The sequence below is a fragment of the Thermogemmatispora onikobensis genome, from assembly GCF_001748285.1.
Taxonomy (GTDB): Bacteria; Chloroflexota; Ktedonobacteria; order Ktedonobacterales; family Ktedonobacteraceae; genus Thermogemmatispora; species Thermogemmatispora onikobensis.
In genome coordinates, this window is sequence record NZ_BDGT01000049.1 from 1 (window position 1) to 14484 (window position 14484).

Annotated in this window: 12 protein-coding genes and 1 pseudogene; 7 read left to right on the forward strand and 6 right to left on the reverse strand. The window is 61.6% G+C overall.

The window, feature by feature from the left end; all coding sequences use genetic code 11:
• From BGC09_RS23150 to BGC09_RS17710, 4 genes are all read left to right on the forward strand, one after another.
• Positions 1 to 325: hypothetical protein (locus BGC09_RS23150; RefSeq protein ID WP_218104090.1), on the forward strand; the 325-nt coding region annotated here is incomplete at its 5' end.
• A gap of 397 nt (positions 326 to 722) precedes the next feature.
• Positions 723 to 932, forward strand: coding sequence for a hypothetical protein (locus BGC09_RS17700; RefSeq protein ID WP_069805561.1), 210 nt, complete (start codon positions 723 to 725; stop codon positions 930 to 932).
• Entirely contained in the window at positions 929 to 1819 is an 891-nt protein-coding gene (locus tag BGC09_RS17705; protein ID WP_069805562.1) for a class I SAM-dependent methyltransferase, read from the forward strand. Before BGC09_RS17700 ends, BGC09_RS17705 begins: the two co-directional genes overlap by 4 nt.
• Positions 1816 to 2343, forward strand: coding sequence for a hypothetical protein (locus BGC09_RS17710; protein ID WP_141727842.1), 528 nt, complete (start codon positions 1816 to 1818; stop codon positions 2341 to 2343). Before BGC09_RS17705 ends, BGC09_RS17710 begins: the two co-directional genes overlap by 4 nt.
• A 465-nt stretch (positions 2344 to 2808) precedes the next feature.
• On the opposite strand, the gene BGC09_RS17720 is transcribed toward BGC09_RS17710, so the two are convergent.
• Positions 2809 to 4905, reverse strand: a complete 2097-nt coding sequence (locus tag BGC09_RS17720) for an alpha-ketoacid dehydrogenase subunit alpha/beta (protein WP_069805565.1) — start codon at positions 4903 to 4905, stop codon at positions 2809 to 2811.
• Positions 4906 to 5282: 377 nt separating this feature from the next.
• Here BGC09_RS17720 and BGC09_RS17725 point away from each other — a divergent pair, with 377 nt between their 5' ends.
• Together BGC09_RS17725 and BGC09_RS17730 are read left to right on the forward strand one after the other, a co-directional pair.
• Positions 5283 to 6245 (forward strand): thiamine pyrophosphate-dependent dehydrogenase E1 component subunit alpha, encoded by a 963-nt coding sequence (locus BGC09_RS17725; RefSeq protein ID WP_141727843.1) that lies wholly within the window; start codon positions 5283 to 5285, stop codon positions 6243 to 6245.
• Between the two features lie 6 nt (positions 6246 to 6251).
• A complete protein-coding gene (locus tag BGC09_RS17730) occupies positions 6252 to 8288 on the forward strand; it encodes a beta-galactosidase (RefSeq protein ID WP_069805567.1) in 2037 nt (678 codons plus the stop codon).
• 112 nt (positions 8289 to 8400) lie between these two features.
• Here BGC09_RS17730 and BGC09_RS17735 read toward each other — a convergent pair whose 3' ends face one another.
• The 5 genes and pseudogenes from BGC09_RS17735 to BGC09_RS17755 form a co-directional block, all read right to left on the reverse strand.
• Positions 8401 to 8877 carry an NUDIX domain-containing protein gene (locus tag BGC09_RS17735; protein ID WP_069805568.1) on the reverse strand — a complete coding sequence of 159 codons (477 nt, stop codon included), beginning with the start codon at positions 8875 to 8877 and terminating at the stop codon, positions 8401 to 8403.
• Between the two features lie 77 nt (positions 8878 to 8954).
• The gene (locus tag BGC09_RS17740; protein ID WP_069805569.1) at positions 8955 to 10094 is read right to left on the reverse strand and encodes an amidohydrolase family protein; all 1140 of its coding nucleotides are present in this window, start codon (positions 10092 to 10094) and stop codon (positions 8955 to 8957) included.
• Between the two features lie 245 nt (positions 10095 to 10339).
• The gene (locus tag BGC09_RS17745) at positions 10340 to 10558 is read right to left on the reverse strand and encodes a TOBE domain-containing protein (protein ID WP_218104091.1); all 219 of its coding nucleotides are present in this window, start codon (positions 10556 to 10558) and stop codon (positions 10340 to 10342) included.
• Between the two features lie 190 nt (positions 10559 to 10748).
• Positions 10749 to 11906 (reverse strand): annotated as a pseudogene (locus BGC09_RS17750) (aldehyde dehydrogenase family protein); the annotation flags it as partial.
• Positions 11907 to 11994: 88 nt separating this feature from the next.
• Positions 11995 to 12834 (reverse strand): hypothetical protein, encoded by an 840-nt coding sequence (locus BGC09_RS17755; protein WP_069805570.1) that lies wholly within the window; start codon positions 12832 to 12834, stop codon positions 11995 to 11997.
• 915 nt (positions 12835 to 13749) lie between these two features.
• On the opposite strand from BGC09_RS17755, the gene BGC09_RS17760 reads away from it, so the two are divergent.
• Positions 13750 to 14427, forward strand: coding sequence for a hypothetical protein (locus BGC09_RS17760; protein WP_069805571.1), 678 nt, complete (start codon positions 13750 to 13752; stop codon positions 14425 to 14427).
• Positions 14428 to 14484: the final 57 nt, after the last annotated feature.

Genomic DNA, 14484 nt, shown 5'->3' on the forward strand with positions numbered 1-14484 from the left:
CGCTATGCGCTTTCCTGAGAAGGGCTACAGTCGGCGAGCATGGGAGACCTACAGCCAGCTAAAAACCACGCCTGTGAGGGTAATGACCCCTGCCCGCCTGCAGGTGGAGATTCTCCTAGATGAAACCAAGACAGCGCTCATCCAGCAGGAGCGAGAGACTTTTACCTACCTGCTGATAGAGTGCATGCACAAAGCGACCGAGCTGAAAAGTCTAAGTCTGCAGAGAGAAACCTTGGCCCTGTATCGCCGGGTGCGTGCCGAAGACCACCCCTGGCACAACGAACGTTCTCTGGTCGAGCTAGCCGATTTGTTCATCAACCGATAGGGGGCAGCGACCGCCCGGCCTGCCATCGCCGGCAGGGGATGGTACTTCAGACCAGGCAGCACCGGAGAGGGGTCTACCGCTAACGCCCCGTTCTCCGGCGTCTGATCGACCGCGATCTCTCTGCTGCTGGCGTGACCGATTCAGCTCGACAGACACGCCCGATATGCACCGAAAATGCGCTTGTGCCTTCCTGAGCGGTGCTGATCTGCTCAGCGGCGGGATGCTCCTGGACCAGGCATCTCCCCCTGGCAGTAACAGCTCAGACAGGAATAGCACAGGCGTTTTTTTCTCACCTCTCCCATCCTCTGGAAAAAGTTCGAACAGCTTCTGAGAGCCTTCCTTTCCTCCCTTGACTATCCTGTTCCAGGAGCTTGAAAGGAAAGGAGATATACAACCTATGGCTACGTCACCCCAGCCATTAACAGATGCGCATGAGCGATCCCCATATTCCTGTCCGCGCTGCCGTCAGCATCAGCGCCTGCTCCTGCAGGAGGCCACCGACCGCGGCCAGCCGCTCCTGATCCTCTCGCCGCGGCTTCCCTCGCCACACTGGTTCCAGCAACTACGCCGTCTGCTCTCTCCCGAGCAAGAGGAGGCCCGCGCATGATCCGCCACTGGCTCAGGCACCTCTTGCAGGCCTCGCCTCACCCCTCCACCGCTGCAGACTCAGCCGCGCCGCCTCCGGCAGCTCCCGGCGCCCTGACCCCAACCGGTCCCGGCGACACCTACGTGCTGCCACGCACCCGCCAGGAACAGGACCGCCTCGACCTGCAACACTTCGCCCTGCGCCAGTTCCTTGGCAGCCACTTCCTGGCTCCCGTCCGCGACCCGCGCGCCATCCTCGACGTCGGTACCGGCAGCGGCATCTGGCTCCGCGAGGCCGCCCGCTGCTGGCCCCAGGCTCGCCTCATCGCCCTCGACAAAGACCTCTCCCTCCTGCGCACCCCTTTGCCGCCACACTGCCAGCCCGTCCAGGCCGACCTGCTCAGCGGCCTCCCCTTCCCTGACGCCTCCTTCGACTACATCCATCAGCGCCTCCTCGTCGCCGCCATCCCCCTCACCGCCTGGCCCGGCGTTCTCAGCGACCTCCTGCGCGTCACCGCCCCAGGTGGCTGGCTCGAATTCGTCGAGGCCACCGGCCAGGTCTTCCACGAGGGACCACACCAGGCCCGCGTCCGCGCCTGGTTCGAAACCCTGGCCGCCCGTCGCGGCCTCCATCTGACCGCACCGCTCCAAATCCCCGACTGGCTGCGCTCCCTTGGCCTCCATCCCACCGTCCGCGCCTACGAGACCCCCCTCTTTGGCAAAGCCTACGGCGCTCCCCTCTTCCGCCGCGACCTGCTCGCCTCCCTGCAGAGCGTCGCCCCCATTCTGGCCAGCGTCAACCAGGTTCCCCTGAGCCTGGTCGAGGAGACCTTGAGCGCCCTACCCGCCGAATGGGAGCGCCAGCGCACCTGCTGCGGCCTCCTGACCGTCTGGGGGTGCAAGCCATGAGCCGCCATCGCCACCGTCGTCAGCGCTCCAGGCGTCCCACCAACGACCTGCTGGCCGGTCTCTCGCCCGTGCTCATCCCCGGCCCACTAGAGTGGGCCTTGACCGGGCGCACCATCGAAGATCTCCAGCTCCTTACCATCACCCTCCTCTCGCCACGCGCTCAACAACTCTGGCAGCACTGGCAAGAGGAGCGCGACCCACGCTTTCCCACGTCCACCAGCGGACGCCTGGGCAAGGGCGACCGTCACCTGCTCCGACTCCTGGTCGAGCTACAACAAGGTCTGGACCTGCTCCAGGCCCGCTGCCAGGAAACCATCGCGCGCGATCCCGACCAACCCATCTATTTCCACACCAGCGAGATCCCGCGCCTGCGCCGGCTGCTGAGCCTGACAGACCGCATGCTGCAGGAGGTGCATAGCGCGAGTCCCGAATCGGCTACCCTGCAGATGAAGCTTGGTCAGCGGCTCATCCGCTACCTCTCCCGCACCTTGCGCGACCATCCCCGTCGCGAGCACCTTAATTAAGCCGCCGAGCGAGGTCCTCGTGCGTGGGCCAGGGTGCTGGATGATCGTAAAGGGGGTAATACTTTAGGAGAGCCATACAATTGGCAACATCCACAGCTACCAGGCTTTCACCTGACGCTTGCTGGCAGCGATGGAGATGACGCCAAGCCCTATCAGCTGCAAGCAATTCAAGCAGCCTCCACCCAGAACTCTGGCCTCTTCCTCAGCCTGACCCTCTGCCCCTGGGATAACGCCTTCTCCCTTTTCATGGCTGCCCCAGGCAGGCGCCGAGCCAGCGTCACAACAAAGGAGCTACCCGCCACGTACGAGCCTCAGCGAGCCTCAACCCAAGCCGAGGCCCTCGTGAGCAGATAGCTCCTCGTTCCGGCTCACCTTGCCCTCTAGCGAGAGCGAAGCGCCTGATCCCTGCCGGTCAGCATCAGGCTCACGCCAGTTTGTTTGCCGGCGCGCGCCCTGTCTCTTCTCCTACTCGATCAGCAACTCCTCCAGGCAGCGCTCAATGGTGCTGGCCGAAGGATAGTAAGCCGTCTCCTCCGGCTCGTTATAGGGGGCCGCCGGCGCCGGCAGGGCCGAGATCAGGCGCGGCGTCGCATCCAGATCATAGAAACAATGCTCTACAATCCATGAATGCACATGGCGCGCGAAGCTCGTCAGATCCGGCTCTTCCGTCACCACCACCACCCGATTCGCCTCGCGCACCGCCGCCCGCAGCGCCTCCTCATCGAACGGCATCAGCGTCCGTAGATCCACAATCTCGATAGCCCCGCCATGCCGCTCGATCACACTGGAAGCAGCAATACAGGCTTCCAGCACCATCGTCCCCCAGCTCACGATCGCCACCTGCGGCGTTCCCTCGCCCAGGCACAGCCGGCGGGCCTTGCCGATCGGCAGCGTATAATAGCCCTCGGGCACCTGCCAGTACTGGGCCATCGCCTCAAGCGGGCGCCCGTGGCGATCCTTCGGCGGCTCCGAGCGATAGAGACGCCCACGCTCCAGAAAAACCACCGGCGACTGCGAGCGCGCCGCCTCCAAGAGCAGCCCTTTGGCATCGAACGGCGTCGCCGGGCAGAGCGTGATCATCCCTGGCACATTCGTAAACCACTGCTCGCCCGCATTCGAATGACCAAAGGCCCCACCACCAGCGGCACTACTCGAAATGGGACCGCCTCCTCCACTGCCCGACTTCGTGCGGATCAGCAACGGCACCCGCCAATCGCCAAAGTTCTGGTAGGAGATACGCGCCGCCAGGCGAATCGTCTGCGCCGCCGACTGATGATAATCCACAAACTGAATCTCGGCACAGCGCGCACGCCCGTCAGTCATGGCCGCCCCGGCGGCGACTCCAATGATCAACTGCTCATTGAGGGGGCTACTGATGGCTCTCCCAGGGAAATGCGTAACCAGCGAGGCAGTGGCGCCGAAAACGCCCCCTTTTGGACTCCCCACATCCTGACCATAGACGAAGAAATCAGGGTCGCGCTGCGCCAGCTCAGCCAGCGCCTCATTAATCGCGCCCAACATCGTTGTCGGGCGCCTGGCCCCACGCGGCGTATTTTCCTGCCACTGCGGAACATAAACCACATGCTGCAGAACTCGCTCGGGCGTCGGTTCCGGCTCCTGCAGCACACGCTCCTCGGCCTGTTGCAGCTCGGCTCGTACCTCACGGCGCAGGCGCTCAAGATCAGCCTCCTGCAGATAGCCATGCTCCACCAGCCAGCGACCATAGTTAGCCACCGGATCTTTGGTCGCCTTGGTAAACTCGACCTCCTCCCGCTTGCGGTACGAATAGATATCCGTACTGCTGGAGTGAGGATCGAGCAGGCCGAGCTTCAGATGCATCAAGGCCGGGCCTTGCCCCGAGCGCACATACTCAGCCAGGCGCGCTGTCGCCTCAAAAACTGGGATCGCGTTTGTGCCATCGACCTCCTCGGCAGAGATTCCGGCAGCGCGCGCCCACTCGACCAGCGAGCCAGCCCACTGAAGCGCCGACTCAGTGGTGATGGCCCACCCGTTATCCTCAACAATCATGAGAATCGGCAGGCGGTGCACCGAGGCCAGGCGGAAGAGCACATTGAAATCGTTGGTCGCTACGCCGCCATCGCCGGTCGTGAAGACCACGATCTCCTTGCTCCCGTGCCGCTTGAGCGAGAAGGCCACCCCGCCGGCAAAGGGGGCCAGCGCCGCCACCTCGCTGAAGGTCGGCAGAATGCGATGGCGTCGGCTGCTGTAGTGCGAGGGCATATTGCGACCGGCACACATCGGTCCCGTCGTGCGCGAGTAGGCTTCCCGCAGCGGACCATAAATGTCGCCCGTCCGCTGCAGCCATGCCGCCAGGTCACGATAGTAGAGGGAGAGCCAGTCTTGCGGATCAACGGCAGCTACTACGGCGGCCATGCTCTCGTGCCCACCGCACCCAATATAGAAGGGAAACTTCCCTTGCGTCTTGCGCACTTTCAGCAGCTCGTTGATGCTGCGCGCCATCAGCATGGTGCGGTAAAGCGCAACGGGATCTTCAGGCCGCGCGCCCGTTTTGGATTCCGCTGCCTGCACTTCCAGAGTCATTGCTACTGCCTCCAATCGTCTACGCTGACATCTCGACCCGGCTCCATTGTCCAGGGTTTTTTTCACTGGCATTATAGAATCGACTTTTGCGAAAAGCAACCACTAGAGCCACAAGCCCAACCTGAAAAATAGGCCAGAGTGGGCAAAACAGGCAGCAGCCTAGCCCCTCCTTCGCTCGTCTGCTAATCGGCTGATAGCCCTCAGCAGGCCGGCCCGGCCCCCTTTGATCCTCCCCTTCTCTGGCCGCGCTATTGCTAGCCCGCGCACCGAGGGCGTATAATGAGCAGTGCATCTGGCGATGCACCGGCTTCCTTCTACGACCCTGCAAAAGAAGATCAAGGCGTGAATCGTATGAAAACGCATCTGGTGGTGTCGACGTGGAGCTAGCGACTACTCAGCCTTCACTATCCACGACGCAGCTACGCGACCTCTATCAGCGCATGTTACTGACGCGCCTGGTTGACGGCCACTGTTGGCAACTCCACCAGAGTGGGCGCATTGGCTTCGTGGCCAGCTGTCGCGGCCACGAGGCGGCCCAGGTTGGCAGCGCCGCCTGCATTCGCCCGAGCTTCGACTTTACCCTGCCCTACTACCGCGACCTGGGGGTCGTCCTCACTCTCGGGATGACTCCCTACGAGATCTTCCGCACCTACCTGCAGGGCTGGCCAGGCAGCCTGACCGACCCCGACCAACGCCTCCATCGCCCGATCCAGCACTGGGGCTATCATAAACACAATATGATTAGCGGCCCCGTCCCCGTGGCGACCCAGATTCTGCACGCCGCAGGCATCGCCTTCGCCTGCAAGCTGCGTAAAAGCTCAGCCGTGGCAATCGCCTACTGCGGCGACGGCGCCACCGCCGAGCCGGATTTCCTGGAAGGACTCACCTTTGCCGCCCAGCAACGCCTGCCTGTCCTCTTCATCTGCGAGCAGGATTGCTCACTCGACGCCCAGGTTTTCCGCCTCTCCCCCGCCCGCCTCCCCTCCGGCCTCACCTATCGCTGCGTCGACGGCAGTGATATCCGCGAGGTCTACGCTTTCACAAGCGAGGCGCTGGAACTGGCTCGCACCGGCCAGGGGCCGATCCTGCTGGAGATGCTGGTGACGCGCGGCTCCCCCGAGCAGGCTGAGGCCGAGTGTGATCCGCTTTCCCATTGCCGGCGCCTGCTAGAGAACAGCGGAGCCTGGGACGAGGTATGGCATGCTCAGCTGACAGCTCGCCTGCGCGCCGAGGTTGAGCAGGCCCTAGAGGATGCACTGCGCGACAGTCACCTGAGCGAGTCGGCTGAGAGCCAGCCCGCCAATCCCGCACCCCAGCGCCGCGACCGCGAAGGAGGATGATACGCCTTGCCACGCCAGAATAGCCGTCCTAGCGCGCTCTTTGAAACTCTGCTCTACGGGGCCGACTACAACCCCGAGCAGTGGCCCGCCTCGCTCTGGCCAGAGGATATGCGCTTAATGAAGCTGGCGGGCCTTAATATGGTCTCGATCAATATTTTCTCCTGGGCCTTGCTTGAGCCAGCCCTGGATCAGTACGATTTCTCGCAGCTCGACCGCGTGATGGATCTGCTGGCCGAGCACGGCATCGCCGCCGATCTGGGCACGGCCACCGCCGCCCCTCCTCCCTGGATGAGTCGCCACTATCCCGACATCCTGCCGGTGACCCGCGAGGGCCTGCGCTTCTCCCACGGCTCACGGCAGCACTTCTGCCCCAACAGCAGAAACTACCGCCGCGAGGCCGCTGAGCTGGTCCGTCAGCTGGCCCTGCGCTACCGCAAGCATCCCGCGCTGCGCCTCTGGCACGTCAACAATGAATACGGCTGCCACGTCCCGGCCTGCTACTGCGATAACTGTGCCGAGGCTTTCCGCTCCTGGCTCCAGCAGCGCTACGGCTCGCTGGAGGCCCTCAATGAAGCCTGGGGGACCACCTTCTGGGGCCAGCGCTATTACCACTGGGAGGAAATCCTCCCCCCACGCCTGACGCCAGCTCAGCCCTCTCCCAGCCTCTGCCTGGATTACCAGCGCTTTATGTCCGCCTCCTTGCTGGAATGCTTTTTGAACGAGGCCCGCATTCTGCGCGAGATCACGCCCCATGTACCGGTGACAACTAACCTGATGGGGGCTTTTAAGCCGCTGGACTATTTCGCCTGGGCTCCCCACCTGGATGTGATCGCCTTCGATAACTATCCAGCACGCACCACACCACCCAACGAGGTGGCTTTCGTCCATGACCTGATGCGTTCGCTCAAGAGCGGTCAGCCACATCTGGTGATGGAGCAGGCCCCTGGTCCCGTCAACTGGCGCCCGCAGAATCCCCAGCGCCGCCCTGGCGAGCTGCGCCTGCAAAGCCTGCAGGCCGTGGCACGCGGCGCCAATGGCGTCCTCTACTTCCAGTGGCGCCAGTCGCGCGCTGGCGCGGAGAAGTTCCACAGTGCCATCGTCTCCCACGATGGCAGCGAGCGCGCACGCATCTTCCGCGAGGTCGAAGCGATCGGCGCCGAACTCAAGCAGCTCGCCCCCATCGTCGCCGGCAGCCGCCTACCGGCTCAGGCGGCCTTGCTGATGGACTGGGAAAACTGGTGGGCTGTGGAATATCAGCCAGGCCCCAGCGATCGCCTTCGCTACTGGGATCTGCTCCTGGCCTACCATCAGCCGCTCTACGCCGCGAATATCCCCGTAGCGGTGGTCTCACCAGAGAGCAACTGGCAAGGCTACCGGCTCTTGATCGCCCCCTTGCTCTATCTGCTGCGTCCGGGCCTGGCCCAGAAGCTGGAGATGTTCGTAGCGGAAGGCGGAATCTTGCTGACGACCTTCTTTAGCGGCATCGTCGATGCCAACGACCGCGTGGTGACCGGCGGCTATCCGGCTGAACTGCGGCGTTTGCTGGGCCTGCGTGTGGCCGAGTTCGATCCCTGGACCGCGGAGATGAGGAACACGCTGGTCATCGAAGAGGGTCCACTGCAGGGACGCTACGCCTGCAGTCTGTGGGGCGAGGTGCTGGAGCTGGAAGGCGCCCAGGCCCTCGGGCATTTCGCCAGCGACTACTATGCCGGCGGCCCCGCGCTGACCGTTCACCACTTTGGCCAGGGCCACGCCTACTACCTGGCAACTCAGCCGGAAGAGGCTTTTCGGCAACGGCTCCTGACCCGGCTTTGCCAGGAGGCGGGCCTGACCCCCTTGCTGGAGGCCCCTCCCGGCGTCGAGGTCTCGCGCCGCCTGACCCCAGATGCACGCAACATCTACTTCCTTTTGAACCATAACCAGCAGGAGGTCACGCTCTCCCTGCCCGATGGCCATTTCCGACGGCTGCCCCAGGGAGAAACGCTCAGCGGACAGGTGCGCCTGACCCCATATGACGTAGCGGTCCTGCAGGAGGAAAGCTAGCCAGCCCGGCGCGCGGTCTCGCTCATCAGGGTCTGGCCTCTGCCCCCTGGCTCTCGCCCTCCCTGCTGCCGCCGCCACTCTCCAGGCCGCCGCCGCGCCGCGCTCTTGTGCCCTAGGTCAATCCCTGATCCTCGGCGGTGCTGCTGCGCTGGGCCCGCAGCACAGCCTCGGCCTGGTTGAGCAGCGCGTCCTCGATGCGCTGCCGATGTTTGGGCAGAGTGTTCGCCGGCAGGTCCTGGGGCGGGAAATAGCGACAGTCGCGCGCCTCTTCGGTAGGAGTGAGCGCGCCACCTACGACGCGACAGCGGAAGGTCAAAACCACTTCCTGCTTCTGGGGCTTGGAGTAGACGCCCACCAGCCGCTCGACAACTACCTCAAGGCCGGTCTCCTCGCGCACCTCACGCTGTACCGCCTCGTCGACCGTCTCCCCCAGCTCCATCCCTCCCCCGGGAAGGTTCCACCAATCGATATCGTTGCGATGCACGAGCAAAACTCGTCCCTCGTCATCGAAAATGAGAGCAAAGACCCCCACACGGAAGTGGGCAGAGCCACCCGCCAGCGCCTCTGCCCCGATCTCGGCGTTCTGCATTCCTTTCCTCCCTGAGTGAGCGTGCGTGGCCTGTGCCCATACCATCATCCGATCTCCAGCCTCTTTTCCGCTCTGGCTCAGTCGCTGAGGCCATAGAGCCGCCAGGCATTATCGTGCAGAATGAGCTGGGCCATATGCCGGGCCTGCTCGTAGTCTAGCTCTTCCGCATCGATCATCTCCTGGAGAACCTGGGCCAGAATGGCGCGTCCGCGCAGGGCGGCTGCCCAGTGCATTTCTGGCAGATGAACGCCATCAGAGCTGTAGACGAGTTTGCTGGCAGGGGCTACTCCAAGGGCCTGGCGCGTAAAGGCCAGCATTTCCAGCCGATCGACAAAGGGAATACAATACGAAAGATCGAAATAGACATGGGGATAGATTGCCGCCAGATAGGCGCCTAATTGAACATAGGGATAGCTTTCATGCAGCAAGACAATAGCCATCCCACGATAATCACCGCGCTCCATAATGTTGCGCAGATGTAGCGGGTTACCCAGCAGGAGATTCGTATCACTATCGCCATAGCCTGTATGGAACTGCACCGGCAGTCTTTGCTGAGAGGCATAGTGAAACGCAATATGGAGCAAGTAGTCGAGCAACGGCTTATGATTGATGCGCAGCGTGCCCTGACGCAACCCCTCGGCTCGCGCCTGAGCGAAGGCTGCCACTGCCTCATCCTTGGTCCACTCCAGAATATTGAGGCCCGTGCGATAGGCCGCAATGCTTTTGAAGCCGCAGTAGCCGCGCTCGCGGATGGTGCTCACCTCCTGCTCATAGTGAGCAACCATCTCATCGAAGTCGCTATAGGCCATGACGAGGCGCTGCATGAGCGGCTCCAGGCGGAAGAGCCTGGCTGCGCGACAGTGACCCAAGGCGCCCATCCGCTCCGGGGAATAGACATGCGGGCCTTCAGGGAAGCCCGTGTCGATGACCAGGGCGGCAAAATTCGCCGCTTGCAAGAGGCGCGCTAGCAGGGCATCGCTCTCCAGAGCATTGCGAGCTGCGATCAGCTCCTCTTCGCTCGCCGAACAGCCATAGAAGGCCGTCGCCTGGCGCACCAGCCAGAGGTAGTAGACCGACTCGCCTACATGACGCTGGGCAAAGCTGGGATCAGCGGCTTCAGTAAAATAGCTGCGGAAACGTACCAGATCCATTTGCTGATCGAGCAAGACCGGATGGCAGTGATTATCAACGAGCGGTATATCGCTGAGATCGAGCATGGTAACCCTCGCGCGCTATCATATGAACTGAGGTCGTCCCGCTCATGATAGCAGCCCCAGGGGTCAACAATCAAGCCCTACCGGGCCAGCGCCCGCCCGCGAGCAGCACCCCTGCACGATGAGGCGCACCCGCGAGCGGGCCGAGCGGGCTTGTCGGCAAGCTGGTCTTGCTGGCGCCCGACCACGCCGTCCCTGCTCTGACCACTCGCTCGACCAGCAGAGGCTCTCTGCAAGCCTCTTGCTCTTCAGACGTCCTTGCCGACCATGACCTCGGTCGACTTGATGATCGCCACCACCTGATCGCCTGGCTGCAGCTGCAGCGTCTCCGCTGAGGTGCGCGTGATAGCTGCAACCAGCTCCTGACCATCAGGCAGAGCGACCGTCACTTCAGCCATCACATCGCCAAGCTTGACGGCCTTGACCGTGGCCTGCAAACGATTGCGTGCACTAAACTGCAGAGCCATGATGCATCGTCCCCCTTTCGCCCGGTTCAGCCGGGCGGCGAGCACGCTCCAACGTGTTGCCTGCCCGTTCCGTGGCTCATACAAACCGCGAGCATGGCAGCGCCTCCTTGCTCACGAGGAGTTCCGCCATGCTCGCTCGTCGTTACGTTGCGCTTACACTACACAATACGGCGCCAGTGCGCCCGAGGCTTCAGAGTCCAATACAGACCGATTTCAGCTCGGTATAGTTCTCCAGGACCTCGTGGCCCATCTCGCGCCCCCACCCGGATTGCTTGTAACCACCGAAGGGCAATGCGGCATCAAAGACATTATAGCAGTTGACATAAACCGTACCGGCTCGCAGCTGCTGCGCCAGGCGATGAGCCTTACTGATATCGCGCGTCCAGATGCCCGCCGCCAGCCCGTAGACCGTATCGTTAGCCACCGGCGGGATCTCATCCAGCTCCTTGATGGGCATGGCCGTGACCACCGGCCCAAAGATCTCCTCCTGCACCACCTTCATATCCTGGCGCACATTGACCAGGACCGTCGGCTCGACGAAGTACCCCTGGTCGCCGTAACGCCTGGCCCCACAAAGCGGGGTAGCCCCATCGGCCAGGCCGGCCTCAATGTAGCCGGAGACACGCTGCAGCTGCTCCTCAGAAACCAGCGGCCCCATCTGCGTCGCCGGATCAAAACCTGGCCCCAGGCGAATCTTCTTGGCCTCTTCGGCCACGCCCTCGACAACGCGATCAAAGACCGCCTGCTCGACATAGAGGCGCGACCCGGCGCAGCAACACTGCCCGTGGTTGAAAAAGATGGCATGGGCCGCCCCCTTGATAGCACGGTCAAGGTCGCTATCCTTGAGCACGATATTCGGCGATTTGCCGCCCAACTCCAGCGTCACCTTTTTGAGATTGCCCGCAGCAGCGTGGACGATAAGCTTGCCAACCTCCGTCGAACCAGTGAAGGCGATCTTATCGACGTCGGGATGGGCCGCCAGGGCCGCGCCCGCGGTCTCGCCAAAACCGGGCACGATGTTGACGACCCCATCGGGGAAACCCGCCTCCTGGATCAGCTCGCCCAGGCGCAGGGCCGAAAGCGGGGTTTGCTCAGCCGGCTTGAGGACAATGGTACAGCCAGCAGCCAGAGCCGGGGCCAGCTTCCAGGCCGCCATCAAAAGGGGGAAATTCCAGGGGATAATCTGCCCAACAACGCCTATCGGCTCGCGCAAGGTATAGGCGAAATAGTCGCCCGGCGTGGAGATCGGAATGGTATGGCCTTCGATCTTGGTCGCCCAGCCCGCCTGCCGCTCTGCAGCGCTAAGTAGCGGTATAGCTTGTCTTTGGCACGGGAAGGCAAATGGCTTCTCGATCTTAGGCTACTGTTGCACGCTTTTACAGAATGCTGTGAAGGTTACACTGTTAGTAGGCTTTTTTACCCTGAAAGGCTTCCCCTTAGTTCTCTCTGGAGCTTTCTCCCCTGTCATTAGCTCGCTTCTGTTCAATACATTGCTGGAATTCCTGGATCAGCCGTGACGGGTTGGGCTCCCAAGGGTCAAGCTCAAAGGCATCAGGCGCCAGGTCACGTCGGGGGGCAAAGTACAGGTGTTTGATTAGCAGCCAGCCTTCTCGGCTCCACGGGAATGTGTACAGCCGTCGGAGTCTAACCTGCGGATATTGATCACACCAGAACTGCACCAAGCTGTAGAGTAGTTGACGGAGGTGAATTCGAGCCTGGGGACGGACTACAGTTGAAAGTACAAATGCGTCATACTCGCCTGGCTCATAGGTCAGGATAGCTTCAGGGGGGATATCCTGCTCCTGGATTTCACGCCGCAATAGTTTCAAGATGGTGTCCATCTCTAGGGGCATGATGGTAATAGCCCCAAGGACGCTCCTGCGGTCCTGTGCGTCGAATAAGATCCTGCACATGTATGGGTTTTTCTGCCACCACCGGTATGTGATCTTGGGATCAACTGTTCCTTCCGGTCCATACATCTCGAAGTCGAGTGCTAGTACGTAGGGAAGATCTCCCTCTCTGATCCAGTCGGTGGCGACGGTAATGGGAGGCTGCTGTTCCTTACCCTTTGTCTTCGTCTTGCCTTTGGTTTGAGAGGAAGAGAGTTTCTCAATATCCGAGCGCAGATATAGTGCGCCTCTGTCTTTCCCTGGGGGGAGTTGCTTTCGAATATGCTCCGCGTGGCGGTAAAAAGACCTCCCCGAGAGGCCCGTTACTTCGACGAAGAGGGGAATGGCTTCCTTCGCTTCCAACCATTGTTTCTCTTGCTTACTCATAGATTTCCTTATCTGGTTTTGTCAGGAGCTTTGTCAGTAATTATAGCACAGAAGTGGCTCAAGGCAAGCAGGCTAAGTGCGTCAGTCAGTTGTCTTGTAGTATTGACAATGTCACTTTTAGCTGCTATAATTACTGACAGATGTGCCGTTTGTCACTAGATATACTGTTGCTGCCGACATTTGGAAACCATTTTGTCACTTTATGGAAAATGTGTCAGTGACATGGCACGGTTGTTGGCAGAAGTACTTTGACAACTATATGCAGCTTGGGGGTGTTCTGCAGGGGAGCCAAGCACCTGGGTGACATGTGGCAAGGAGAGGAGGCAAGGCCGGCGAGCTGGAGGTGACTGTTCTCAGGTTGAGAAGGGGCTGGCTCGCTCGGAGGTGTGCGGCATCTTCCCTGTATATGCCTATGCCTTGTGGGGACAGTAGTTCCTGGGGGTCTGCCTCTCTCCTGGGAGAGCATGCCACACAGCAGTGGTTGCCCGGCCCTTTCTGCCTCTCTTGTCTGTCTTTTCGGTTTACATCGGTGTCTCGTTCTCCCTAAGGAGGTCCTCGTGTCTGCCTTCCCGTCTTTCCCTCCTGTCGTTCCCTCTCGATTGCGTCGGCGACGCGCTCGGAGAGCTGCGCGTACACCCTGGGCAGTGCCTTATGCACGTCTGGTGGCGCAGGCGCGTCGTCTGTTCTGTGGGCACACGGTGCTGGTTCCCTCTCCTGTCGGTCTTCATCCTGACGGGACCCCGGCCTTCCGTTGGGGTCGGGGAGTCGTGACTTCCGTCGCTGACGACGGAAGTGTCTGCGTGGTGTTCTTCGAGTCGGGCAGGAGCCACAAACAGTGTTTTGGCGTCTCCTTTGCCCTGCAGCAGTTTCGGGTGCTCTCTTCCTAGCCCCCTATTCTGATCAAGGAGGTGTTCTATGTCCCCTCTGTCTTCTCTCTCGTGGCGGGTTCGCTGGCGCGGACGGGTATGGTATCCCAATGAGCTGGAGGAACTCCTGCGGCTGTGTGGACGTGACCCTGCAATCCTACAGGAACCCGCAGCGGTCGTGATTGATCCTGACTTGGAGGACGAGGTCATTTGCGACACGTTTCAGAACATTCTCTTGACGATTGCCACCGCCCTGGGGACTAAAGATGCTCTGCTCTTCTTCCATCCCCAGAATACCGAGGAAGACTGGTACCTCGCGGGACGACTTCACTATGACCTTGGGGGAGAGCGTGGGCCGCATGCGCTGCTGCTGACTCAGCAGCGCGCTCGGACGCTGGTGGGTCAGCAGCCGGAGCGAGAGAAACTGATCACTGCTTTCCTGACTGGGTTCGTGCAACGTTTTCTGGAAGACCAATGCCTCCCTCCCCAATACTGTCCCTTGCTGGTCCCTCAGGGGGTGTTCCTGGAGGTGGTGCCTGTGCGTTCGGAGGGGACTCCACCCACACGCATGGACCAGGAACCGACGGAAGCTTCCTCAGGTTCCACCGGCTGGTTGTTGCTGCAGCCTGGGAAACGCTCCCCCTATGTGGTATGTTTCCCAGCCCCAGCTCCTGGGTCCGTCCAGATTGACGAGCGTGGGTTGAACCGCCCCTATCCCTGGTGGTGAGATACACCGCCAGCGAGGTGTTTCTGGGGAGGTGTCTCGCTTCTCTGCCGGGCTTTC